Source organism: Streptomyces hygroscopicus (assembly GCF_026168105.1).
Lineage (GTDB): Bacteria > Actinomycetota > Actinomycetes > Streptomycetales > Streptomycetaceae > Streptomyces > Streptomyces hygroscopicus_D.
In genome coordinates this window covers 32,090-52,807 of the sequence record NZ_LBMW01000007.1, presented here as the reverse complement: position 1 = coordinate 52,807, position 20,718 = coordinate 32,090, and the positions used below count along the sequence as shown (strand labels likewise).

General features: G+C 71.5%; 24 protein-coding genes. 10 read left to right on the top strand and 14 right to left on the bottom strand.

The features are described 5' to 3' along the window. Positions 1 to 165: 165 nt before the first annotated feature. Complete coding sequence (locus AAW14_RS09835; protein WP_265562126.1) at positions 166 to 528, top strand: DsrE family protein; 363 nt, start codon at positions 166 to 168, stop codon at positions 526 to 528. A gap of 125 nt (positions 529 to 653) precedes the next feature. Here AAW14_RS09835 and AAW14_RS09830 read toward each other — a convergent pair whose 3' ends face one another. Further along, positions 654 to 1,310 carry a hypothetical protein gene (locus AAW14_RS09830; RefSeq protein WP_265562124.1) on the bottom strand — a complete coding sequence of 219 codons (657 nt, stop codon included), beginning with the start codon at positions 1,308 to 1,310 and terminating at the stop codon, positions 654 to 656. A 191-nt stretch (positions 1,311 to 1,501) separates the two neighbouring features. Here AAW14_RS09830 and AAW14_RS09825 point away from each other — a divergent pair, with 191 nt between their 5' ends. Further along, a complete protein-coding gene (locus AAW14_RS09825; RefSeq protein ID WP_265562122.1) occupies positions 1,502 to 2,923 on the top strand; it encodes a helix-turn-helix domain-containing protein in 1,422 nt (473 codons plus the stop codon). 11 nt (positions 2,924 to 2,934) lie between these two features. On the opposite strand, the gene AAW14_RS09820 is transcribed toward AAW14_RS09825, so the two are convergent. The 8 genes from AAW14_RS09820 to AAW14_RS09790 form a co-directional block, all read right to left on the bottom strand. Beyond that, complete coding sequence (locus AAW14_RS09820) at positions 2,935 to 3,192, bottom strand: DUF3099 domain-containing protein (RefSeq protein WP_265562120.1); 258 nt, start codon at positions 3,190 to 3,192, stop codon at positions 2,935 to 2,937. 122 nt (positions 3,193 to 3,314) lie between these two features. Then, positions 3,315 to 3,602 (bottom strand): DUF1416 domain-containing protein, encoded by a 288-nt coding sequence (locus AAW14_RS09815; RefSeq protein WP_128379854.1) that lies wholly within the window; start codon positions 3,600 to 3,602, stop codon positions 3,315 to 3,317. Between the two features lie 36 nt (positions 3,603 to 3,638). Continuing rightward, positions 3,639 to 4,478 carry a sulfurtransferase gene (locus AAW14_RS09810; RefSeq protein WP_265562118.1) on the bottom strand — a complete coding sequence of 280 codons (840 nt, stop codon included), beginning with the start codon at positions 4,476 to 4,478 and terminating at the stop codon, positions 3,639 to 3,641. Between the two features lie 141 nt (positions 4,479 to 4,619). Continuing rightward, a complete protein-coding gene (locus tag AAW14_RS39715) occupies positions 4,620 to 4,700 on the bottom strand; it encodes a putative leader peptide (RefSeq protein ID WP_355139345.1) in 81 nt (26 codons plus the stop codon). A 202-nt stretch (positions 4,701 to 4,902) separates the two neighbouring features. Beyond that, a complete protein-coding gene (locus tag AAW14_RS09805) occupies positions 4,903 to 5,640 on the bottom strand; it encodes a DUF2993 domain-containing protein (protein ID WP_265562458.1) in 738 nt (245 codons plus the stop codon). Between the two features lie 134 nt (positions 5,641 to 5,774). Further along, a complete protein-coding gene (locus AAW14_RS09800; protein ID WP_265562116.1) occupies positions 5,775 to 6,989 on the bottom strand; it encodes a hypothetical protein in 1,215 nt (404 codons plus the stop codon). Positions 6,990 to 6,992: 3 nt separating this feature from the next. Beyond that, positions 6,993 to 7,247 carry a MoaD/ThiS family protein gene (locus tag AAW14_RS09795; protein WP_265562115.1) on the bottom strand — a complete coding sequence of 85 codons (255 nt, stop codon included), beginning with the start codon at positions 7,245 to 7,247 and terminating at the stop codon, positions 6,993 to 6,995. A 37-nt stretch (positions 7,248 to 7,284) separates the two neighbouring features. Next, complete coding sequence (locus AAW14_RS09790; RefSeq protein ID WP_265562113.1) at positions 7,285 to 8,274, bottom strand: alpha/beta hydrolase; 990 nt, start codon at positions 8,272 to 8,274, stop codon at positions 7,285 to 7,287. Positions 8,275 to 8,527: 253 nt separating this feature from the next. On the opposite strand from AAW14_RS09790, the gene AAW14_RS09785 reads away from it, so the two are divergent. From AAW14_RS09785 to mshD, 8 genes are all read left to right on the top strand, one after another. Further along, positions 8,528 to 9,307 (top strand): response regulator transcription factor, encoded by a 780-nt coding sequence (locus AAW14_RS09785; protein ID WP_265562111.1) that lies wholly within the window; start codon positions 8,528 to 8,530, stop codon positions 9,305 to 9,307. Positions 9,308 to 9,356: 49 nt separating this feature from the next. Continuing rightward, on the top strand, positions 9,357 to 10,379 hold the full coding sequence (locus tag AAW14_RS09780) for a LacI family DNA-binding transcriptional regulator (protein WP_265562109.1): 1,023 nt from the start codon (positions 9,357 to 9,359) through the stop codon (positions 10,377 to 10,379). A 271-nt stretch (positions 10,380 to 10,650) separates the two neighbouring features. After that, positions 10,651 to 11,670, top strand: a complete 1,020-nt coding sequence (locus tag AAW14_RS09775) for a S1C family serine protease (protein ID WP_265562107.1) — start codon at positions 10,651 to 10,653, stop codon at positions 11,668 to 11,670. 37 nt (positions 11,671 to 11,707) lie between these two features. Next, complete coding sequence (locus tag AAW14_RS09770; RefSeq protein WP_265562105.1) at positions 11,708 to 11,953, top strand: hypothetical protein; 246 nt, start codon at positions 11,708 to 11,710, stop codon at positions 11,951 to 11,953. Positions 11,954 to 12,142: 189 nt separating this feature from the next. Next, positions 12,143 to 12,874: a response regulator transcription factor gene (locus AAW14_RS09765; protein WP_265562103.1), complete on the top strand. Its 732-nt coding sequence runs from the start codon at positions 12,143 to 12,145 to the stop codon at positions 12,872 to 12,874. Beyond that, on the top strand, positions 12,871 to 14,346 hold the full coding sequence (locus AAW14_RS09760; RefSeq protein WP_265562101.1) for a sensor histidine kinase: 1,476 nt from the start codon (positions 12,871 to 12,873) through the stop codon (positions 14,344 to 14,346). The genes AAW14_RS09765 and AAW14_RS09760 overlap by 4 nt, the downstream gene beginning before the upstream one ends. A gap of 66 nt (positions 14,347 to 14,412) precedes the next feature. After that, positions 14,413 to 14,853, top strand: coding sequence for a hypothetical protein (locus AAW14_RS09755; RefSeq protein ID WP_265562099.1), 441 nt, complete (start codon positions 14,413 to 14,415; stop codon positions 14,851 to 14,853). A 207-nt stretch (positions 14,854 to 15,060) separates the two neighbouring features. Next, complete coding sequence (mshD, locus tag AAW14_RS09750; protein WP_265562096.1) at positions 15,061 to 15,999, top strand: mycothiol synthase; 939 nt, start codon at positions 15,061 to 15,063, stop codon at positions 15,997 to 15,999. Positions 16,000 to 16,029: 30 nt separating this feature from the next. Here the strand turns inward: mshD and AAW14_RS09745 are convergent, their stop codons facing one another. From AAW14_RS09745 to AAW14_RS09725, 5 genes are read right to left on the bottom strand one after another with little or no spacing between them, the layout of a single operon-like run. Beyond that, on the bottom strand, positions 16,030 to 16,695 hold the full coding sequence (locus AAW14_RS09745; RefSeq protein ID WP_265562094.1) for an ABC transporter: 666 nt from the start codon (positions 16,693 to 16,695) through the stop codon (positions 16,030 to 16,032). After that, on the bottom strand, positions 16,683 to 18,230 hold the full coding sequence (locus tag AAW14_RS09740) for an ABC transporter permease (RefSeq protein ID WP_265562092.1): 1,548 nt from the start codon (positions 18,228 to 18,230) through the stop codon (positions 16,683 to 16,685). The genes AAW14_RS09745 and AAW14_RS09740 overlap by 13 nt, the downstream gene beginning before the upstream one ends. Next, positions 18,227 to 19,096 carry an ATP-binding cassette domain-containing protein gene (locus AAW14_RS09735; protein WP_265562091.1) on the bottom strand — a complete coding sequence of 290 codons (870 nt, stop codon included), beginning with the start codon at positions 19,094 to 19,096 and terminating at the stop codon, positions 18,227 to 18,229. The genes AAW14_RS09740 and AAW14_RS09735 overlap by 4 nt, the downstream gene beginning before the upstream one ends. Beyond that, positions 19,093 to 19,965: a zf-HC2 domain-containing protein gene (locus tag AAW14_RS09730; protein ID WP_265562089.1), complete on the bottom strand. Its 873-nt coding sequence runs from the start codon at positions 19,963 to 19,965 to the stop codon at positions 19,093 to 19,095. The genes AAW14_RS09735 and AAW14_RS09730 overlap by 4 nt, the downstream gene beginning before the upstream one ends. After that, positions 19,962 to 20,501, bottom strand: a complete 540-nt coding sequence (locus AAW14_RS09725; protein WP_265562086.1) for an RNA polymerase sigma factor — start codon at positions 20,499 to 20,501, stop codon at positions 19,962 to 19,964. The genes AAW14_RS09730 and AAW14_RS09725 overlap by 4 nt, the downstream gene beginning before the upstream one ends. Between the last annotated feature and the right edge of the window lie 217 nt (positions 20,502 to 20,718).

Sequence of the window (20,718 nt, the reverse complement as noted above, 5' to 3'; positions counted from 1 at the left end):
GATGAGGTGCGCTGCTCGGGGGTCACTCCGGGAATCCACCGCGTGTGACTCCCCGTGCGGGCCGCCGGCCACCTCGTGCAGTCCACCGACCGCGCGGTCCTGACTGCACGAGGCCCGGAACCGTCCGGAGGACCCGACACCCAGGCCCCGGGCTACGCTTCGGGCATGGCGAAGAAGCTCGTGATCAAGGTGACGGCCGGGGCGGACGCCCCGGAGCGCTGCTCGCAGGCGTTCACGGTGGCGGCGGTGGCCGCGGCCAGCGGAGTTGACGTCTCGCTCTGGCTGACCGGGGAGTCGTCCTGGTTCGCTCTCCCGGGCCGGGCCGCCGAGTTCGAGCTTCCGCACGCGGCGCCGCTGCCCGACCTGGTCGAGTCGATCCTGGCGGCAGGCCGGATCACCCTGTGCACCCAGTGCGCGGCCCGCCGCGACATCACGGAGAAGGACGTCATCGAGGGCGTACGGATCGCGGGCGCGCAGGTGTTCGTCCAGGAGTCGCTGGCGGATGACGCGCAGGCGCTCGTGTACTGACTGGCGGATGACACTCAGGCGCTCGTGCACTGGGATGGCACGCGTGCGCCCCTGCGATCGTGTCCCCCTCCCGGGGAGGGGGACACGATCGCAGGGGCGCGGGTCAGGAATCGCAGGGGCGCGGGTCAGGAGACGAGAGCGTCCGGCGCCGTGGGCTCCCAGACGGTGACCGCGGGGGCGTGGACGTGGGCCTGCACGGGGATCCTGACGGTGTCCCCGCTGTCGAACCGCACAGCGAGGCCGGAGACGTGGGTGCCCGTACCGGGGGCGTCCTGCTGGTCCAGGGCCACGCCCTCGTAGTTGGCCTGGCCCGGGCTCAGGATGTTGGGCCCGCCGCCGATGCCGTCCGGAGTGGCGGCCTTGATCCGGCCGTCGAAGGTGACCAGGCCGATGATCCCGAGGTCGCAGGGGCTGCCGCTGGTGTTCCTGGCCGTGATCAGCAGGTGGTTCAGCGGGCGGGACACGGGGGCGGCGGTGACGGTGAGCCGGCCGGCCCGGCACAGCGGAACCCGCTTGCTTCCGGACGCGGAGGCCGTGTGGTGCGCAGAGCCCGTCGTGGTCCTGGCGGAGCTGCCCTTCGCCGTGCTGCCGCCCCCGGCCGGGGCGTTCGCCTGCGGGGTGCCGGCGGCGGGCGGCGCTGACGCGGTGGAGGACTGGGCCGGGGCGGCGGCGGAGGAGGACGGCGTGGTGCCGGAGGCGGACGTGGTGGCGCCGCAGCCGACGAGGGCGAGGGACCCGAGGGCGAGTGTGGTGGCGGTGGCCAGGATGCGCGTGGCGGACATGTGTGTCTCCCGTTGGTGGTGCGCTCGGTGGCCGGACCAGGTGGACCGGCTGCTGCACCGAACTGTGGGGTGACGTTCGTCCCAGTTGCCATGTTCACGGAGAAATCCGGAACCCTGGAACGCTTTCAGGCGCTCTCACCAGGGGAAACGGCAGACCTTGGAACGCCGTTCCGGGACGGGGGAGGGTGGTAATGAGCCGGGAGACGGACGAGTTGGCGGCGCTGCTCCGCGAACTCAGGGAGCGTTCCGGCCGCAGCTACGGCGCGCTCGGCAAACGGCTGCACGTCAGCACCTCCACCGTGCACCGCTACTGCAGCGGCACGGCGGTCCCCAGTGAGTACGCGCCGCTGGAACGACTCGCCCGGGTCTGCGGCGCGACCGCCGACGAACTGGTCGAACTGCACCGCCGCTGGATCCTGGCGGACGCGTCCCGCCGCCGGCGTCCGAGTCCGTCGGCCGGGGCGGGCTCCGCGCCCACGGCCACCGGGGGCCGCCCTCGGGCGGACGAGGCGCCACCGGCCCGCGCCGACGGCGGGATTGCCGTCACGGCCTCCGCGACTCCGACGGCGGACGAGGATCCGGAGGTTCCGGTCCCGGCGGAGGGATCCGCACGGGGGGACCGTACGGCCGACGCCTCGGACGGCGCTCCGACCGGGGAGGGCAGGGGCGCCCCGGCCCCGGAAACCGCCCGCACCCCCCGGTTCCGCCGTCGCCGGGTGCTTTTCGCCGCCGTCGCGGTGGCCGTCGCCGCCGTCACGGTGCCGGCCGCGGTCATCACCGCCACGTACTCCTCCTCGCCCTCGCGGCACCCTCTCGCGAGCGGGACGACGGGCCGGTCCACCGTCTCCGCGCCGCACGGCACCGTCACCGGCACGCAGGTCGCCGGCTCCGGTAAGCCGACCTCCACGGCGACCGTCGGCCCGGCCTCCTCGAACTCCCCCGCCCACACCAGCAGTCCGTCCGGCCCGGTGACCGCACCCGCAGCCGGCTCACCCCCCTTTCACGTCAACGTCCTGACCAACAACTGGGACAGCCCCTGCGACCAGTGGTTCCTCCTGAACCGAGCGCCCGGCGCGGTTCCCCCGCCCCCGGCGAGCCAGGCCACCGACGGCTGGGCCGCCGCGCTGGGCGCCGTACCGGCCGGGCATCTGCGGTTGCAGGTGACGGTTCAGGGAGACGACAGCCGGCCCGTGGTGCTGCACGCGCTCTACGTCCGCGTGACCGGCACCCGCAAGGCACCGGCGGGGAACGCGTACACCATGGGTTCGGGATGCGGTGGCGACCTGGCCCCGTCGTCCTTCGCCGTCGACCTCGACGCGCAGGCACCGGGCGCCAAGGCGGTGCCGGGACACGAGGGGAACATCACGACGCGGGCCACGGACTTCCCCTACAAGGTGTCCGCCGACGACCCGGAGGTGCTGAACATCGACGCCGCCACGGTCGCGCAGGACGTCGACTGGTACCTCGAACTCAGCTGGAGCAGCGGGGACCGCCAGGGCACGACCCGTATCGACGACCACGGCAGGCCGTTCCGCACCGCGGGCATGCGCGGTGCCAGGGCGTACTGGTACGACGCGGCCCACGCAAACGCCTGGGTGCCCTCGTCCTCCTAGTGCCCCACAGGCTACCGCCGCTTCTTCCCGTCCAGCTCGTCCCACCACTCGTCGGACTGCGGGTCGCCGGACGGGTCGTCCCACCAACGGTCCTCGGGGCCGCGCCGGTTCGCCACCATCGCGGCCAGCGGCGGGATCACCATCGCGACCAGGCACATCCCCACGGCCACGGGAACCGACCAGATACGCACGACTCCCCAGGCCAGGACGAACAGGCCGATGCACGTGCCCATCATGGCGAAGTAGATGTGCCGCCGTCGTGCGTACATACGTCCAGGCTATGCCCGGACATGCCGGAGGGCCGCACCGTGCCCGGCAAGCGTCCAACCCCCGGGGGATGCGGCCCTCAGGCCGTGCACGAACGGTCCCTCGGACCGTCGTGGAGTGTGCCTCAGACGGCGATCGCGACCTCCGCGAGACCGCCCGTCTGAGCGACGACCGTACGGTCCGCGGTGGCGCCCGGCACCAGGGCGCGTACGGTCCAGGTGCCCTCGGCCGCGTAGAAGCGGAACTGTCCGGTCGCCGAGGTCGGGACCTCGGCGGTGAACTCGCCCGTCGAGTCCAGCAGGCGCACGTACCCGACGACGGGCTCGCCGTTGCGGGTCACCTGGCCCTGGATCGTGGTCTCACCGGGCTTGATCGTCGAGGCGTCGGGGCCGCCGGCCTTCGCTCCACACATGATTCTTCCTTCGGGGTAGGTCCGGGGGATCCGGGATTACTTGGCGGCGCCGAGCTCGATCGGGACGCCGACGAGGGAGCCGTACTCGGTCCAGGAGCCGTCGTAGTTCCTGACGTTCGGGACCTCGAGCAGCTCGTGCAGGACGAACCAGGTCAGCGCGGAGCGCTCACCGATGCGGCAGTACGCGATGGTGTCCTTGGACAGGTCGACGTTCTCCTCGGCGTAGAGCTCCTTGAGCTCCTCGTCCGACTTGAAGGTGCCGTCGTCGTTGGCGTTCTTCGACCAGGGGATGTTGCGGGCGGTCGGGACGTGGCCCGGACGCTGCGACTGCTCCTGCGGCAGGTGCGCCGGGGCGAGCAGCTTGCCGGAGAACTCGTCGGGCGAACGGACGTCGACCAGGTTCTGGGCGCCGATCGCGGCGACCACGTCGTCGCGGAAGGCACGGATGGCCGTGTCCTGCGGCTTCGCCGTGTAGGTGGTCTCGGCGCGCTCGGGCACCTCCTCGACCAGCTCGCGGGCGTCCAGCTCCCACTTCTTGCGACCGCCGTCGAGCAACTTGACGTTCTCGTGGCCGTACAGCTTGAAGTACCAGTACGCGTACGACGCGAACCAGTTGTTGTTGCCGCCGTAGAGGATCACCAGGGTGTCGTTGGCGATCCCCTTGGACGACAGGAGCTTCTCGAAGCCGGCCTGGTCGACGAAGTCGCGGCGGACCGGGTCCTGGAGGTCCTTGGTCCAGTCGATGCGGATCGCGTTCTTGATGTGGTTCTTCTCGTAGGCGGACGTGTCCTCGTCGACCTCGACAATGGCGATGTTCGGGTCGTCCAGGTGGTCCTGCAGCCAGTCGGCGTCGACCAGGACGTCGCTGCGGCTCATGCTCTTTCTCCTCCGGGGCAGTTGCGGCGGGGTGTGCGAGTCGGAAATGCGCGGGTACACGGCTTTGCGGTGGCGTACGCGGCGCACGAGTGGCCCCGAGTCGGTGCTGGGGCCGGCGGATACGGGAGTGCGTGCTCCCGCTCAGGAAGTGCGACAGAGCATGGCGGCGACGCGGCACAGGTCTACTGCCCGCCGCTTCGTGAGATCCGCCTGTCGCTGCATGGGGTCGATCGTAGGGACGGACCGCCGGGCGTGTCACCGGCGTGTCGCATGGTGAGATACGATCGTCCGGGATATGAGAACGACTGCCCGCTCGTGCGGCCTCCGCACGGGCGCCGGGCCTCCGCCTACGCTGTCCCATCTGCCGTACGGACGGGGGTGTCTCGCTCTTCGGACACCCTGCCGTCCTCGGCCGTCGGTCGCCCTACCCCGCGAGCCTGACGCCCGAACCCTTCACCGTGATCTCCACCCCGTTCTGCGCCGCCTGGACCTTGTCCAGCCGTATGCCGCCGGGGAGCTGGTCGATCCGCTGCTGGAAGTCGGTGATCGCCCGGACCCTGGTCTCGGCGGGTTCGACACCGCCGAACTTCGGCAGGGCGTCCGCGTGCACCCTCACCGTGTTGCCCTGGACCGTGGCCGAGCTGAGCACGAAGACGGGGTTGGGCAGCTTGACGCCGAGGACCGTCGCCTCCACCGCGACCTTGATCTTGCCGTTGCCGCCGTCCGAGAGGCCGATCACCCGTGCGGTGACGCCGGGCGCGACCCGGGTGGGCTCGGACTTGGCCGTCTTGAGCAGCTCGTCGTAGGTGATGAGGGCGGTGCCGGTGGCGTCGGTCGCGGTGGCGGAGCTGAAGTTCCCGGAGAACCTGACGCCCTTCATCTGTGCGTGCAGATCGTCGATGCGGATCTTGTCGCCACCGTTGCCGGTGGTGGCGTCGTAGTTCTTGATCCCGACCTCGACGTCGTCGAGCTCACCGTCGGCGACCTGCGTGAGGAAGGGGAATCCCTTGATGGACACGTCCGGGGCGGTGGCCAGGCTCTCGGTCGTCCTCAGCTTGTCGGCCGCCTCGTCCTCCGCGAAGTGGACCGCGACACGGTCCGCGATCACGAAGAGACCACCCAGGACCACAACAACGATCAGCAGAATCCGCAGTGCGCGCATGCTCGGTGTTTCCCCCACCTCGGCGGTCGTCGAAGACGTCACTGACGACCGTGTGGCCGTCGAGCGCGACTGTAACCCTCCCGGGAAGGGGCGCCGCGAAATTGTCGATCACCTGTGACATGCCCGAGCGGGACTCACCCCTTGCCGATGGCACGCCCCAGCAGATAGATCACCGGCGCCGCCGCGGTCAGGGGCAGGGCCACGCCCGCCGTGAGGTGGACGAAGCGCGACGGGTAGTCGTAGCCGGCCACCCGGTGGCCGATCAGGGCGCAGACGCCCGCCCCCAGACCGAGGAAGGCACCGGAGGTGCCCAGCTCGGTCGCGCCGCCCATCGCGATGCCCGCACCCGCCGCCGCCAGCAGTGCAACGATCACCGAGGCCGCCGTCGGCAGCGGCAGCGCACGGGCCAGGACCGCGGCGGCGACCGCGACGGCGCCCACCGTGACGGCGGTCGGCTCGGCCGCGAGGTGCCCGGTGGCGACGATCGACAGGGCGGCGGAGGCGACGGTCGCCATCAGGCCGTGCATCCGCTCGTCCGGATCGGCGTGCGAGCGCAGTTGCAGGACGAGGGCCAGCAGGACCCAGACGCCCAGGGTGCCGAGGATGGCGGCGGGCGCGTGCTCCCGGCCGGCCACGAGCACCACGACGTCCGCGGTGACGGCGCCCAGGAACGCCAGCGCGATGCCCTGCCGGGCGGGCCACATACCGTTCAGCCGGAACCATCCGGCGGCCGTCACGGCCTGCAGGATCACGAGCGGGACGACGAGGGCGTACGTCCCGATGGCCGCCGCCCCGGCGAGCAGCACGCCCAGCACCGCGGTGAGCGCGGCGGGCTGGAGCCCCGGCTCGATGATCGGCGAACGGCCTTCCAGCCGGGCGCGCTGGTTGGGGGCCAGGCGGGAGATGTCGGCGGCGGGTGCCTCGGGCCGGGTCGTGGTCCGCGTGCCGCCACCGCCTTGGGCGGTCGTCCCGCCGGGGTGATGGGGGCCGCCGTCGCCCGACCGCAGCTGGGAGCTCGGGGAAGGGGAAGGGTGGGCGAGGCCGTCAGCTCCGGGTGCCGCGTGGCCATGGGGTTCGTACCCGGGGACCTCGGGCGGCAACGCCTGCCCGTACGCCTGCCCCTGCCCCTGCCCCTGCCCCTGCCAGGCCTGCCCCTCCCACTGCTGCGGGTACGGCTGCTGCGGGTACGGCTGCTGCGGGTACGGCTGCTGCTGATATGCGGCGTTCGGGTCGTGCCACCCCTGCTGTTGCTGTTGCTGTTGCTGTTGCTGCTGTTGCTGCTGTTGCTGTTGTTGCTGGTGGTACGGGTCGTACCCGGCGTCATAGCCCTCGTACGGCTGGTTGCTCATCGCTCATCCTCCTGCGAACGGCGGGAGCACCTCGACCGTGCCGCCCTCGGCCAGCCGTACCGTCTCATGCTCACGGGTCCCGACGGGGTCACCGTCGACGAGGAAGGAGCATCGCCGCAGGACGCGGACGAGTTCGCCGGGGTGCCGCTCCCGGGCCGCCTCGAGCGCCTGCGAGAGCGTCGTCGCGTCGTACGGCTCCTCGGCGATCCCGGCCGCGGCCTTGGCGGCGGCCCAGTAGCGCACCGTGCCCTTTGCCATCTGCTTCCTCAACTCGGTCGTGGTGAACACCGTCAGGCTAGCCCGCGCGCGAGGCCGCCCACGCCCCGATCCGGGCCAGCAGCCCGTCGTCGCTGGCGTGCTCGGCGTGGCCCATGCCGGGTTCCAGCCACAGTTCGGCGTGCCCTCGGGCGGCCTCGGCCAGCATCCGGGCGTGGTCGACGGGGAAATAGCCGTCCTGATCACCATGCACCACCAGCAGGGGGGTCGGCGCGATCAGCGGGACGGACTCCACGGGCGAGGCGGGAACCGGGTCCCAGTCACGGTGGTGGATCCGGGTGCGCAGGCCGTAGCGGCCCACCAGGCGTCCCTCGGGGCGGGTCACCAGCCAGTGCAGCCGCCGCATGGGAGCCGTACCGCGGTAGAACCAGCGGGCGGGCGAGCTCACGGCCACCACCGCGTCCGTGTGCGATCCCTCCCGGTGTTGCGCTGCGTGCCGCAGCACCACGGACCCGCCCATGGAGAAGCCCACCGTGGCGACCCGGGAGTGCCCGAGCTCGCGCGCCCACTCCACCGCGACCGCCAGGTCGTCCACCTCGCGGTCACCGACGGTCGACAGTCCTCCCGATGCCCCGTGCCCCCGGAAGGAGAACGTGACCACCGCCCCGTACCGCGCGAGGACGCCCGCCACCCGGCGTACATGGGACCGCTCCAGATGGCCCGTGAAGCCGTGCGCGACGACGATCGCAAGATCGGCGAGATGACCGGGAGGTGGACGCCCGGTGTCGTCCGCGCCGTAGGCGCCGTGGCCGTGACCGTGGCCGTCGTCGTGGGTGTGGTGGCCGTGACCGTGGCCGTCGTCGTGGGTGTGGTGGCCGTGACCGTGGCCGTCGTCGTGGGTGTGGTGGTCGTGATCGTGGCCGTATACGAGGCACCCTGGATCGTATGCGGCATCGATCGTCACCCCGTCGACCGTGCGCAGAAACGTCCGCACAGGCCCGGGCCGGCCCGTCTCGCCATTCGGACGAACGGTGGATCGTGCCCCATGACCTGCCGCACCGGTGCTCATGTGGGCTATTCTGCTGGGCAGAGGACTCGGGCAGCGTAGCCCCCGGGTCCTTTTGTGCTTTCGGAAGCGTTGTATACGAAGCGGGAAACCGCAGGTGTACGGCCCTCGATCGCACGGCGGGTCCCAGGGGACGCGGGATTCGCACCGTACGAAGCAGTGCCGCAAACGTCCTCGCAGGGACCGAGGAGGGACCAGACGTTATGGGCGAGCGAACCGTGCACGAACGTATGACGACCCAGGCTGGAGGGGCACGATGAGTTCTCTGCTGCTCCTGACCAATGCTCTTCAGCCGTCGACGGAGGTGCTTCCCGCTCTCGGCCTGCTCCTGCACAACGTGCGAGTGGCTCCGGCGGAAGGCCCCGCTCTGGTCGACACCCCGGGCGCCGACGTCATCCTGATCGACGGGCGGCGGGACCTTCCGCAGGTGCGCAGCCTCTGTCAGCTGCTGCGCTCCACCGGGCCCGGCTGCCCGCTCGTCCTCGTCGTCACCGAGGGCGGTCTCGCGGCCGTCACCGCCGACTGGGGCGTCGACGACGTCCTGCTGGACACCGCGGGTCCCGCCGAGGTGGAGGCGCGGCTGCGTCTGGCCATGGGCCGCCAGCAGATCGTCAACGACGACTCCCCGATGGAGATCCGCAACGGCGACCTGTCCGTGGACGAGGCGACCTACAGCGCCAAGCTCAAGGGCCGTGTCCTCGACCTCACCTTCAAGGAGTTCGAGCTCCTGAAGTACCTCGCTCAGCACCCGGGCCGTGTCTTCACCCGCGCCCAGCTGCTGCAGGAGGTCTGGGGCTACGACTATTTCGGCGGCACACGCACGGTCGACGTCCATGTACGGCGGCTGCGAGCCAAACTCGGCCCCGAGCACGAGTCGCTGATCGGAACCGTGCGCAACGTCGGCTACCGGTTCGTCACCCCGGAGAAGGTGGAACGGGCAGCGGAGGAGGCGAAGGCCAAGGCGGCCCAGCCGAAGCCGGAGGACACGGACGAGACGGCCGCCGTGTCCGCGGCCGAGGTCACGGCTGAGGCATAGGAAGCCGTAAGGCCTGCCCAGAGGCGGTCCATCCGCGTAGACTCCGCGCGTGGCCAAGGTGACTCGGGACGATGTGGCACGGCTGGCGGGAACCTCCACCGCCGTCGTGAGCTACGTCATCAACAACGGACCCCGGCCGGTCGCCCCGGCCACGCGCGAGCGTGTCCTCGCCGCGATCAAGGAACTGGGGTACCGGCCAGACCGGGTCGCCCAGGCCATGGCCTCGCGGCGCACGGACCTCATAGGCATGATCGTGCCGGACGCGCGCCAGCCCTTCTTCGGGGAGATGACGCACGCGGTCGAACAGGCAGCCGCCGAGCGCGGAAAGATGGTGCTCGTCGGCAACACCGACTACGTGGCCGAGCGCGAGGTCCACTATCTGCGGGCGTTCCTCGGCATGCGCGTCTCCGGACTGATCCTGGTCAGCCACGCGCTGAACGACCACGCCGCCGCCGAGATCGACGCATGGGACGCCCGGGTCGTGCTGCTGCACGAGCGACCCGAGGCGATCGACGACGTCGCGGTGGTCACCGACGACCTCGGCGGCGCCCAGCTCGCCGTCCGCCACCTCCTGGAGCACGGCTACGAGTACGTCGCCTGCATGGGCGGCACCGCGGAGACCCCGGCGGTCGGCGACCCGGTCTCCGACCACGTCGAGGGCTGGCGGCGCGCAATGCAGGAGGCCGGGATCTCCACGGAGGGACGGCTCTTCGAGGCGCCGTACAACCGCTACGACGCCTATCAGGTGGGCCTGGAGCTGCTGTCCGGCCCGAACCGTCCGCCGGCCATCTTCTGCTCCACCGACGACCAGGCGATCGGCGTGCTGCGCGCGGCGCGCGAGCTGCGCATCGACGTCCCGGGCGAGCTGGCCGTGGCCGGATTCGACGACGTCAAGGAGGCGGCACTCACGGATCCGCCGCTGACGACCGTCGCCTCGGACCGCTCGGGGATGGCCCGTGCGGCCGTCGACCTGGTCCTGGACGACGGGCTGCGGGTGGCGGGGTCCCGTCGTGAGCGGCTGAAGCTGTTTCCCTCGCGGCTGGTGGTGCGGCGCTCCTGCGGGTGCGACTGACACGGCGACGGGTGTGACCGACACACCTGACTCAGAAACTCAGAACAGGGACGGACAGTACGGGCAATACGGGCAGGTACGGACGTATGTTCTAGTACACCGTCGGCCTGGCCGCCGTGCGCCACCCGCTGTTCCCGCGGCCCGTGAGCCTCCGTCGAAGTGCCCTTGCAAAGCCTCCTCCGAGGCGCCCTTATATCGGGCATACACGGTTCTGTCGGGCTTCTCAGGGATGACTCAGGAAGCTCTCATGATCACGGGACACTCTCTATGCATGACCGAGAGCTTCCGCCGCAGCGGCGAGCACGAGTACCCCCAGGGTCCCGGACACGAGTCCGCGTATGCCCAGGCGCAGCACGTCTCCTCCCCGGTGGACCCGGAGTGGCCGCCCCCTCCGGCGTACGCACCGGCGCAGCAGACCGCCACGCAGAAGCGCGCCAAGGGTCCCTTCGCCCTCCTCGCCGCCGTGGCGATCGTCGCCGCGGCGATCGGCGGTGGCACGGCGTACGGCATCCAGGAGCTGACCGGCACGAAAACCGTCTCCACCAGCTCCACCAGCACCGCCGTAGTGCCCTCCAGCCTGAAGGGCACGGTGGCCGGCGTCGCCAAGGCGGTCAGCCCGAGCATCGTGGAGATCAGCGCCACCTCGAACTCCGGCCGGTCGACCGGATCCGGCGTGATCGTCACCAGCAACGGCGAGGTCATCACCAACAACCACGTCATCTCCGGCGCCTCCTCGATCAAGGTGACGACGAACGACGGCACGTCATACACCGCACAGGTGGTCGGCACCGACAGCAAGAAGGACCTGGCACTGGTCAAGCTCCAGAACGCCTCCGGCCTGAAGACGGCCACGCTCGGCAACTCCGAGGGCATCCAGGTAGGTGACCAGGTCGTCGCGATCGGCTCCCCGGAGGGGCTGACCGGCACGGTCACCAGCGGCATCGTCTCCGCGCTGGCCCGCGACGTCACCGTCTCGACCGACGAGAACCAGGGACAGGGCCCGGGCGGCCGGTGGCCGTTCCAGTTCGGCGGTCGGCAGTTCAACGGCGACACGGGCTCGTCCACCACCACGTACAAGGCGATCCAGACGGACGCGTCCCTGAACCCGGGCAACTCCGGCGGCGCCCTGATCGACATGAACGGCAACATCATCGGCATCAACTCGGCGATGTACTCGGCGGCTTCGGACTCGACCTCGTCGGGCGCCGGCAGCGTCGGCCTGGGCTTCGCCATACCGATCAACACCGTCAAGGCCGACCTGGCGACGCTGCGCTCCGGCTCCCAGAGCTGAGCGGACATCCCGCCGGGCGATTGGTAAGGAGTACGACATGATCAAGCAGGTTCTGCACGAGGCGACCGCTCCCGCCGGCCCCGCCGGGGTGGCCCTGGCACTGGCCGTGGCGTACGAACTCCGAGCACCGGCGGTGCAGATCCCGGAGCCGTACGCACTGCGGACACCCCTGACACGGCCGCTGGAGGTGGCGGTCCCGCAGCTGATGGGCCTGCGGACCAGCGCCGCACGCCCCCACCGCCGCAAGGTGCCGCTGAACCGGCTCACCGCGGTCCTCACCTGAGCCGTACGGCATACGGGCCCGGCGGCGTACGCCGTAAGGTCCGGGGGTCCCGGCGACGTACCTCGTACGGACGCGGGGCGGGGCTCCCGACCTGGTTCTCCCGCCGATCCCTTTCCGTCCCCGAGCGGAAACGTGCGAGGCTGAATGAGTCCAGCCCCTCCCGTCGTACCCCCTAGGAACCACACACCCATGAGCCTCGCCGAAGGCGACCGTGAAACCCAGCGCATCCTGATCGTCGACGACGAGCCGGCCGTGCGCGAAGCACTCCAGCGCAGCCTCGCCTTCGAGGGCTACGACACCGAGGTCGCCGTTGACGGGGCGGACGCCCTGGAGAAGGCGACCGCGTACCAGCCCGACCTCGTCGTACTCGACATCCAGATGCCGCGCATGGACGGTCTCACCGCCGCCCGCCGAATGCGGGGCGCGGGCACCACCACCCCCATCCTCATGCTCACGGCCCGTGACACGGTCGGCGACCGGGTCACGGGCCTCGACGCGGGCGCGGACGACTACCTCGTCAAGCCGTTCGAACTGGACGAGCTGTTCGCCCGCATCCGGGCCCTGCTGCGCCGCAGCTCGTACGCCGCCGCTGCCGTCGGCGCGCCGGAGGACGAGGCGCTGACCTTCGCCGACCTGCGGATGGACCTGGCGACGCGCGAGGTCACGCGCGGCGGACGGACGGTGGAACTGACCCGCACGGAATTCACCCTGCTGGAGATGTTCATGGCACACCCGCGCCAGGTGCTGACGCGCGAGCAGATCCTGAAGGCGGTGTGGGGCTTCGACTTCGAGCCGTCGTCGAACTCGCTCGACGTGTACGTGATGTACCTGCGCCGCAAGACGGAGGCGGGCGGCGAACCCCGTCTCGTGCACACGGTGCGCGGTGTGGGGTACGTCCTGCGGCAGGGCGGCGCGGAGTGATCAGACGGTACCGCTCCCTCCCGCTCCGCTCCCGGCTGGCCCTGCTGGTGGCGGCGGCGGTTGCGTTCGGGGTGGCGGCGGTCTCGGTGAGCTGCTGGTTCATCGTGCAGGGCAAGGTGTACGAGCAGCTCGACAGCGACCTGCAGAAGGCGGCGGCCAGGCCCCAGCCCTACACCGACGTCCTGGGCACCCTGGAAAGCTGCCCCCAGACACCACAGGCGGCGACCAACGATTTCCTCCGCACCCGCGACAGTTACTACCTCCAGCTGGTCAAGGCGGACGGGACGCCCTGCGTCTCCTCGAACTCCGTGGGCACGGTCAGGGTCACCGACGCCGACAAGGAAGTGATCAGGCACGCGAGCACCCGCAGGGGGATCGTGCGCAACGGCACGGACACCAACAGCAACGACGTACGGGTGCTGACCCTGCCACTGATGGTCAACACGGGCATCGGCAACGAGCCCCGGCTGTATCCCGACGCAGCGCTCCTCGTCGCCGTGCCGCTCAAGAACACCCAGAGCACCCTCAACGACCTGGCGCTGCTGCTGCTCCTCGTCTCCGGCATAGGGGTCGTCGGCGCGGGTGCGGTCGGCCTGGCCGTCGCCCGTGCGGGCCTGCGCCCGGTCGACAAGCTCACCGAGGCGGTCGAACACATCGCCCGCACCGAGGACCTGACGACCCGTATCCCGGTGGAAGAGGACAGCGAGGACGAGATCGCCCGTCTGTCCCGCTCCTTCAACTCGATGACGTCGGCCCTGGCCAGCTCCCGCGAACTGCAACAGCAGCTGATCGCGGACGCGGGCCATGAACTCCGTACGCCGCTCACGTCGCTGCGGACGAACGTCGAGCTCCTCACCCGCAGCGAGGAGACGGGCCGCCCTCTTCCCCCGGAGGACCGCAAGGCGCTCCTCACCTCGGTGAAGGCACAGATGACGGAGCTGGCCTCGCTCATCGGCGACCTGCAGGAACTGTCGCGTCCGGAGAAGGGCCAGCACACCGGCAAGGTGCAGGTGCTGGCGTGGGAGGACATCGTCGAATCCGCGCTGCGCCGCGCCCGGCTCCGGGGGCCGGAGCTGACGATCACGGCCGATCTCCAGCCGTGGTACGTACGGGCCGAGCCGTCCGCGCTGGAGCGGGCGGTGGTGAACATCCTGGACAACGCGGTGAAGTTCAGCCCCGAGGGCGGCACGATCGACGTCGTCCTCGCGGACGGCGTCCTGACCGTCCGCGACCATGGTCCGGGCATCGCGGCCGACGAACTCCCACATGTCTTCGACCGCTTCTGGCGCTCACCGAGCGCCAGGGCACTGCCCGGCTCGGGCCTGGGCCTGTCCATCGTGGCCCGCACGGTCCAGCAGGCCGGCGGCGAGGTGTCCCTGAAGCCGGCGCAGGGCGGCGGCACCGTGGCGACGGTACGGCTGCCCGGGGCGCCCACTCCGCCGCCGGAGGCGCCACGTCACGAAGGCCCTTGAGTCCGGCAACCGTTCCGGTCCGGGCGGCGACTGCGGGGTGAGCGGCCCCGCCCGGGGCCTCGTCCCATGAGCGACTTCCGCGAACTCCAGCTCACCCTCGATCTTCCCGGCTCCCTGCCGGAGGCCGATCTCGCCCTGTTGCGCTGGCACTTGGGGGAGGGCGGCCAGGAGCCTGAGGATCCGGAAGCGTATCCGCTGTTCGCTTCCCGTGGTCCGGCCGCGCGGATGGGCGGGGCGCTCGTGGGCGTGCTCGCACCGAGTGCACGCGGCTGGGCACTCACCGTCCGGCAGGAGGTGCACCCCGAAGAGTTCGACGGGCTGCGCGAACTCGTGGTCTGGCTGGCCGCCCGCACCAGCACCTTCGGCACTGTCGGGTATCTGCGGTGCCTCGAGGATCATGTGCCCGACGTGCTCGTCGCCGATCCGGCGGCCGGCACCGTACGGCGGCTGACCCCGAGGTCGGGTCCCGAAGGCGAAGCGCAGCCGATTCCCGATCCCTGGGGCTGAAGCCGCGGGGTTGAGGCTCCAGGGCCGAAGCCCCGGGATTGACGGGTCAAGGCCCCAGGACTGAAACCTCAGGTCGAAGCCCCGGGACGGAGCCCCAGGACTGAAACCTCAGGTCGAAGCCCGGGGACTGAACCCCGGGATTGAGGCCTCGGAGGTGAATTGCCTCTGCCTCCCCTTTCCCCGGGTCCTCCCCTTACCCTCGTACCCATGACCAGCGACGACACCGCCCGCCCGGCATCGCCCCGCTCCCTCGAGACCGTCACCGCACTCTCGCCCGAACAGGCCGAGGTCGTGCGCGCGCTGCTCGCCGAGGCCGCCCGGGTCGACGGCCAGCAGGCCGTGTCCGAGCAGGGGCGGCTCCAGCTGCGCGGCGGTGAGCGGGAGGGCGTGTCCCATCTGCTGCTGTCGGTCGGCAGCACGCTCGTCGGATACGCGCAGCTTGAGGACACCGACCCCGTGGAGGCCCCCGCCGCCGAACTGGTCGTGCACCCCGGGCACCGGGGCCACGGGCACGGCCGGGCACTGGGCTCCGCCCTACTCGCCGCCTCCGGCAAACGGCTGCGGGTATGGGCCCACGGCGGTCACTCGGCGGCCCGGCACCTCGCCCAGGTCCTGGGACTGACCCTCTTCCGCGAACTGCGCCAGTTGCGCCGCCCCTTGACCGATCTCGACCTGCCCGAGCCGAAGCTGCCCGACGGCGTCACCGTCCGTACCTTCGTGCCCGGCCAGGACGACGCGGCGTGGCTCGCCGTCAACGCGGCGGCCTTCGCCCACCACCCCGAGCAGGGCTCCCTCACCCAGCGGGATCTCGACGACCGCAAGGCCGAGCCGTGGTTCGACCCGCAGGGCTTCTTCCTCGCGGAGCGCGAGGGCGAAGACGGCCCCGAGCTCATCGGCTTCCACTGGACCAAGGTCCACGCCGCGGAACAGCTCGGCGAGGTGTACGTCCTCGGCGTCCGCCCCGGTGCCCAGGGCGGCGGCCTCGGCCGAGCACTCACCACGATCGGCCTGCGGCACCTCGCGCACCAGGGCCTCCCGACCGCCATGCTGTACGTCGACGCGGACAACAAGGCCGCGCTCACGGTCTATGAGCGGCTGGGCTTCGCGACCCATGAGACCGATCTGATGTACCGCACGGAGACCTGAGAAACGGGTGACCCCAGGCACCCGGTGGCCTCAGCGGTGGGTCCAGGCCAACGCCCGGCGCCTGCGTATCCGTTCCGGCAGCAGCGCCGCGCCCATCGGCACGGTGAGCAGCAGGAGGACCGCCCACCGCTGATGGGCCGCCGCCCAGCCGGGGTCGGCCACGTCCACGAACAGGGTGCACCGCTCCGGGAGCAGCGTCTCGAGCACCGTGACCGCCAGCAGTGTCGCCGCCACGACAGCCCCCGGCTGCGGCTCGTCGGTGAACCGCACGGCGGCCGCCGCACCGGTGAGCGCCAGCGCCGCAAGGGCCGCCGCCTCCAGGCCGACATCGCCGGCCGGGGGCCGTATCTCCCCCGGGACCAGGAGCAGGGCCACCGTCCAGCACAGCAAGACGAGCGGGACGACGAGCGCCAACCGCAGTCCGTTCCGCAGCACCCGCCGGGTCGGCACCGCGACGGTGATGTGCCGCGCCGGGTCGTCCAGCAGGAACGCCAGGCCGAGGGCCAGGGCGACCTCGGCGGACCTCAGGAGGATGAGGGCGAACGCGGTGTCGTGCCCGCCGGACACCAGCCGCGCGAGTGCCGGGAGGGCCGTCGCCGAACCGCCCGCGGCTCCGAGGACCCGCCAGGGGAGGGCGCGCCACAGCGGCGGGAGAAGGGCACGGACCCGTGCGTATGCCGCGCCTACTTCTGGCATGACTCCCCCGCGCCGGTTCCGTTCTTCGCCGCCGGCACTCCCAGCAGCTCCGCGACCCGTGCCTCCGACGTCCTCGGGGACGTCAGCTCCGTCCAGTGCGCCTTCACCCGGGCCGTGACGCCGTAGAGCGGGCGCCCGAGCAGTGCCCGGACGATCCGGGTCTGTTCGGCGCTCATCCCGACCGGATTGGTGGGGGCCAGAGCGACGGCGGAGCCGCTGAGGCTGTCATCGAGGCGGACGTGGCGGAACGCGGTCATCGGGTCGTCCTGTGCGGCCATCGCCAACCACATCACGGTCACCACCCGGGCGTCGCACATCTTCGAGACCGCCTGCTCGTCACCGGCGACGAGAACCGACGCGACCCCGACGGCGAACTCGGGGACGCGATTTCCTCCCCAGCGCGTGCCGGCCGTGACCTCGCCCGGAGTGTGCAGGGGCTCAATCGCGGCGTCCCCCTCCAGTTGGTGGACGACCGGTATCCGCTGCCGGATCGTCAGCGGCGCTCCCCCGGCACCGCCGCCCGCCAGGTCCTGTATCCGGTCGACGACCTTCTCCCAGTCGTCCCGCCAGCCCGTCCACTCGGGGAAGGAGCAGTACGTCGACCGGCCGTGGGCCACGCACGACTGGAACGCCGCCGGCGTACTGCTCGCCTTCGTGCGGGCCGTGATCAGGGCGGCGTCGTCGCCCGGGGACTGCCCGGCGATACCCGTGACCATGGCGCCGAGCGCGACCACGGTGATCGCCTTCAGCAGCCGCGTACGCCCCCCGCTCACGAGGGCCGCGACACACAGCAGCACGGCGCTGAGGCCCACCAGATACAGAGCGTGCCAGGCGGCCGGACGGCCCAGAAGATCGGAAGGGATCGGGTTGTTGCTGGTCTCGGAGACCACCGGGTGCAGCCAGGTCAGCCAGTGCGTCTGTCCCACGACCGAGGAGACGACCATGAGAGTGGCGAACCCCACGACCACGACGAGCGGCCCCCCGGCCAGACGCGGACACAGCCGCGCGATCAGCACACCCAGGACTCCGGAAAGGAGGACCACCAGGGGCCCCGTCGCCAGTTCGGCCACCGACCCGTGGCCGACCGCCCCCGGCTTCAGCGCGGCCCAGCCGAACTCGATGGCGGCGCCCAGCGCGGTGACTGCCGCGAGCGGCACCACGGACAGGGCGTGCGCCACCGTGCGCCGCCAGGGCTCGAGGACCAGGACGTCGAAGTGCCGGTCCGTGCCGTGGCGCCTGGAGCGCAGCGCGGCAACGTTCACACAGATGAAGGCGGCCACGGCGAGCAACAGCGTGCCCGGCTGAGTGGCGCGGTCGACATCGTGCAGGATCGGGTAGTTGTTCATGTCCTCGCGGGGGGAGAACAGCTTCCAGGCCGTGGTCCCGACGTACACCAGGAGGAAGAAGAACACCGGGATCTGCACGAGCAGTTCGCGCGCCTCGAAGCGGGCGAGCGCGAGGACGGCGGCGGCCGGCCGGCGGCCGGTCTCCACGGGCGCGAAGACCGTGGGGGCCTTGTCGATGACCGTACTCATAGGGACGCCACCTCCGCGGGCTCTCCGTCCAGGACGAGCAAGTAGCCGTCTTCCAAGGTGGGTTCGAGGAGTGCGGCGCCCCTGGGCGGGTCGCCGACATTGCGGAACGTGCCCAGTCCCGTGCGCCAGCCCGCGCGGGCGCCCGGGTCTCTCTCCGCACTGCTCCAGACCCGGCCCGCCGCCCGTGCGGTCAGCTCGGCCGGGGTGCCTTCGAAGTGGATGCGACCGCGGACCATCACTATGACGCGGTGACAGAGCATGGCCACGTCCTCCGTCTGATGAGTGGACAGCAGAACCGTCCGGCTCTCGCCCGCCTGGGCGATCAACTCCCGGAACCGCATGCGCTGTTCCGGGTCCAGGCCGACGGTCGGCTCGTCGAGCAGGAGCAGGCCCGGGTCGCCGAGGAGCGCCGCGGCGAGGGCGACGCGCTGGCGCATGCCGCCGGAGAGCCGCTTGATGCGCTTGCCGCGCACGTCGGAGAGGTCGACGGCCTCCAGCACACGCCGCACCTCGCGGTGGCGGGCGGCACGGTCGGTGAGCTCCTTGAGGATCGCCACGTAGTCGACGAACGAGAACGCCGTGAAGTCCAGGTGGAAGCCCGGGTTCTGCGGCAGATAGCCGAGCCGGCGCCGCGCCTCCTGGCGCCCGGCGGTCGTGCCCGGGTCGTGCCCGAGGACGGCGAAGGCGCCCCGGTCGGCGGGCACGGCGGTGGCGAGCACCCGAAGCAGTGTCGTCTTGCCCGCGCCATTGGGCCCGATCAGGCCGGTGATGCCTTCGCGGAGTCGGAGGGAGACGTCGTCGAGAGCGGCCGTACCGCCGTAGCGCAGGGTCAGGCCGGAGGCCGAGACGGTGGGGGCGGTGGTCATGAGGTGCTCCTGGGGGCGAAGTCGGGGAAGAGGGACGGGGCCGGCGAGGCGTCGAACCGGTCACGCAGACGGAGCAGCAGGACGGCCGCCACCGCGGCGACCGCACCCGCCACGCCCTGGCCCGCCGCCGTGAACGGCGCGAGGGTCCCGCGCGTGGTCGTGTCGGCCACCACCAGCAGGGCGACCCAGCCGCCGCTGACCAGGACGGGGGCGAGGACCGGGCCCAGGCGGGCGGTCAGCGCGAGCCCCGTCGTGGTCAGCGCGAGGGCGGGCAGCAGCCAGGCGAGGGCACGCAGCCCGTACTCCGGGAGGGCCAGCGTCGCCAGACCGTTCAGCGCCAGACTCGCGGCCAGCACCGCGACCGTGCGGATCATCAGCAGGCGGAAGCCGTGCAGCGGGGCGACGAGCGTCATCTCGTACGTCGCGTCGAAGGCCGGACCGTACGACACCGCGACGCCCGCCAGCGGCAGCAGCGGGGCCAGGGCGAGGAACGTCACGGGCGAGCCCGCCGAGTAGACGGTGATCACCGTCATGGCCAGGACCAGCAGGACCGCGCCCAGCCAGGAGGCGCGCAGCACTGGGGTCGCGGCCAGCAGCCGCGCGGTGTGGTCGGCGACGCCGAACCGGATCAGCAGCGCCTCGAAGGCCCCCGGCCGGGGGGCGTCCAGCTCGGCATCCAGCCGCTCCCACCCGGCGTCCAGCGCGAGCGGGTCTCCGACCTCCGCCAGTGCCTGCCGGCAAGGCGCGCAGGCGACCAGGTGCTCGTCGACGGACCAGAGCCGGGGGGCCTCCAACTCGCCGCGTACATAGGCACCGAGGTCGTCGGCGTCCGCGTGCCATCCGGTGCCGTCGTGTTTGTCGTCCCTCATGCCAGCTCCTCCCGCAACCGCCTGCGCGCACGCAGCGCCCGTGTCTTGACCGTGCCGGGAGGAATGCCGAGCAGAACGGCCGCCTCCCTGGTCGTCAGTCCGTCGATCACCGTCGCCTGGAGGACGGCCCGCAGCTCGGGCGAGAGCCTTGTCAGCGCTCCCGCCAGGTCGCCGTGCTCCACTCCGGCCAGAACGCGCTCTTCCGCGGACGCCTCGTGGCGATGCCGCAGCCGGGCCAGTGTCTGCCGCAGCCGGCCCCGGGCACCGTCGCCGCGCAGCACGTCCACCAGCCGGCGGGCGCCGACACGCCAGAGCCAGCCGGCCACGTCGCCGTCCTCGCGGTAATGCGCGGTGCCGCGCCAGACCGCCAGGAAGGTCTCCTGCACGACGTCGTCCACGACTCCCGGGTCGGCGCAGCGGCCACGCAGCCGTGCCGTGAGCCATGGCGCATACCGCCTGTACAGCTCCTCGAAGGCGCGACGGTCCCCGTCTGCCACGGCACGCAGCAGCTCCCCGTCACTTCTCGTTTCCCTCACGCCCCTTCATCGGACGAGCCCACGCGATCGGTTCACGTCCCCGAGAAAAATTTCGGCGGTCCGGGAAAGCCACGGTATGAGGGGCGGGGCGAGCCGCCGTACGACAGCCGGGCGAGCCGCCGTACGACAGCCGGGCGAGCCGCCGTACGACAGCCGGGCGAGCCGGAAACGCAAGGGCCGAAGCCGGTTCGCAGGCGGCCGGAGCCCCGCCCGCGAT

What these genes read in the sequence shown, in the direction of transcription:
- AAW14_RS09820 (WP_265562120.1), bottom strand. Translation starts at nt 3,192, where the DNA reads ATGTACGCACGACGGCGGCACATCTACTTCGCCATGATGGGCACGTGC.
- AAW14_RS09770 (WP_265562105.1), top strand. Translation starts at nt 11,708, where the DNA reads ATGATCAAGCAGGTTCTGCACGAGGCGACCGCTCCCGCCGGCCCCGCC.
- AAW14_RS09810 (WP_265562118.1), bottom strand. Translation starts at nt 4,478, where the DNA reads ATGAGCCGCAGCGACGTCCTGGTCGACGCCGACTGGCTGCAGGACCAC.
- AAW14_RS09735 (WP_265562091.1), bottom strand. Translation starts at nt 19,096, where the DNA reads ATGACCACCGCCCCCACCGTCTCGGCCTCCGGCCTGACCCTGCGCTAC.
- AAW14_RS09765 (WP_265562103.1), top strand. Translation starts at nt 12,143, where the DNA reads ATGAGCCTCGCCGAAGGCGACCGTGAAACCCAGCGCATCCTGATCGTC.
- AAW14_RS09775 (WP_265562107.1), top strand. Translation starts at nt 10,651, where the DNA reads ATGACCGAGAGCTTCCGCCGCAGCGGCGAGCACGAGTACCCCCAGGGT.
- AAW14_RS09805 (WP_265562458.1), bottom strand. Translation starts at nt 5,640, where the DNA reads ATGCGCGCACTGCGGATTCTGCTGATCGTTGTTGTGGTCCTGGGTGGT.
- AAW14_RS09740 (WP_265562092.1), bottom strand. Translation starts at nt 18,230, where the DNA reads ATGAGTACGGTCATCGACAAGGCCCCCACGGTCTTCGCGCCCGTGGAG.
- AAW14_RS09800 (WP_265562116.1), bottom strand. Translation starts at nt 6,989, where the DNA reads ATGAGCAACCAGCCGTACGAGGGCTATGACGCCGGGTACGACCCGTAC.
- AAW14_RS09795 (WP_265562115.1), bottom strand. Translation starts at nt 7,247, where the DNA reads ATGGCAAAGGGCACGGTGCGCTACTGGGCCGCCGCCAAGGCCGCGGCC.
- AAW14_RS09835 (WP_265562126.1), top strand. Translation starts at nt 166, where the DNA reads ATGGCGAAGAAGCTCGTGATCAAGGTGACGGCCGGGGCGGACGCCCCG.
- AAW14_RS09815 (WP_128379854.1), bottom strand. Translation starts at nt 3,602, where the DNA reads ATGTGTGGAGCGAAGGCCGGCGGCCCCGACGCCTCGACGATCAAGCCC.
- AAW14_RS09790 (WP_265562113.1), bottom strand. Translation starts at nt 8,274, where the DNA reads ATGAGCACCGGTGCGGCAGGTCATGGGGCACGATCCACCGTTCGTCCG.
- AAW14_RS09755 (WP_265562099.1), top strand. Translation starts at nt 14,413, where the DNA reads ATGAGCGACTTCCGCGAACTCCAGCTCACCCTCGATCTTCCCGGCTCC.
- AAW14_RS09830 (WP_265562124.1), bottom strand. Translation starts at nt 1,310, where the DNA reads ATGTCCGCCACGCGCATCCTGGCCACCGCCACCACACTCGCCCTCGGG.
- AAW14_RS39715 (WP_355139345.1), bottom strand. Translation starts at nt 4,700, where the DNA reads ATGCAGCGACAGGCGGATCTCACGAAGCGGCGGGCAGTAGACCTGTGC.
- mshD (WP_265562096.1), top strand. Translation starts at nt 15,061, where the DNA reads ATGACCAGCGACGACACCGCCCGCCCGGCATCGCCCCGCTCCCTCGAG.
- AAW14_RS09730 (WP_265562089.1), bottom strand. Translation starts at nt 19,965, where the DNA reads ATGAGGGACGACAAACACGACGGCACCGGATGGCACGCGGACGCCGAC.
- AAW14_RS09785 (WP_265562111.1), top strand. Translation starts at nt 8,528, where the DNA reads ATGAGTTCTCTGCTGCTCCTGACCAATGCTCTTCAGCCGTCGACGGAG.
- AAW14_RS09745 (WP_265562094.1), bottom strand. Translation starts at nt 16,695, where the DNA reads ATGCCAGAAGTAGGCGCGGCATACGCACGGGTCCGTGCCCTTCTCCCG.
- AAW14_RS09825 (WP_265562122.1), top strand. Translation starts at nt 1,502, where the DNA reads ATGAGCCGGGAGACGGACGAGTTGGCGGCGCTGCTCCGCGAACTCAGG.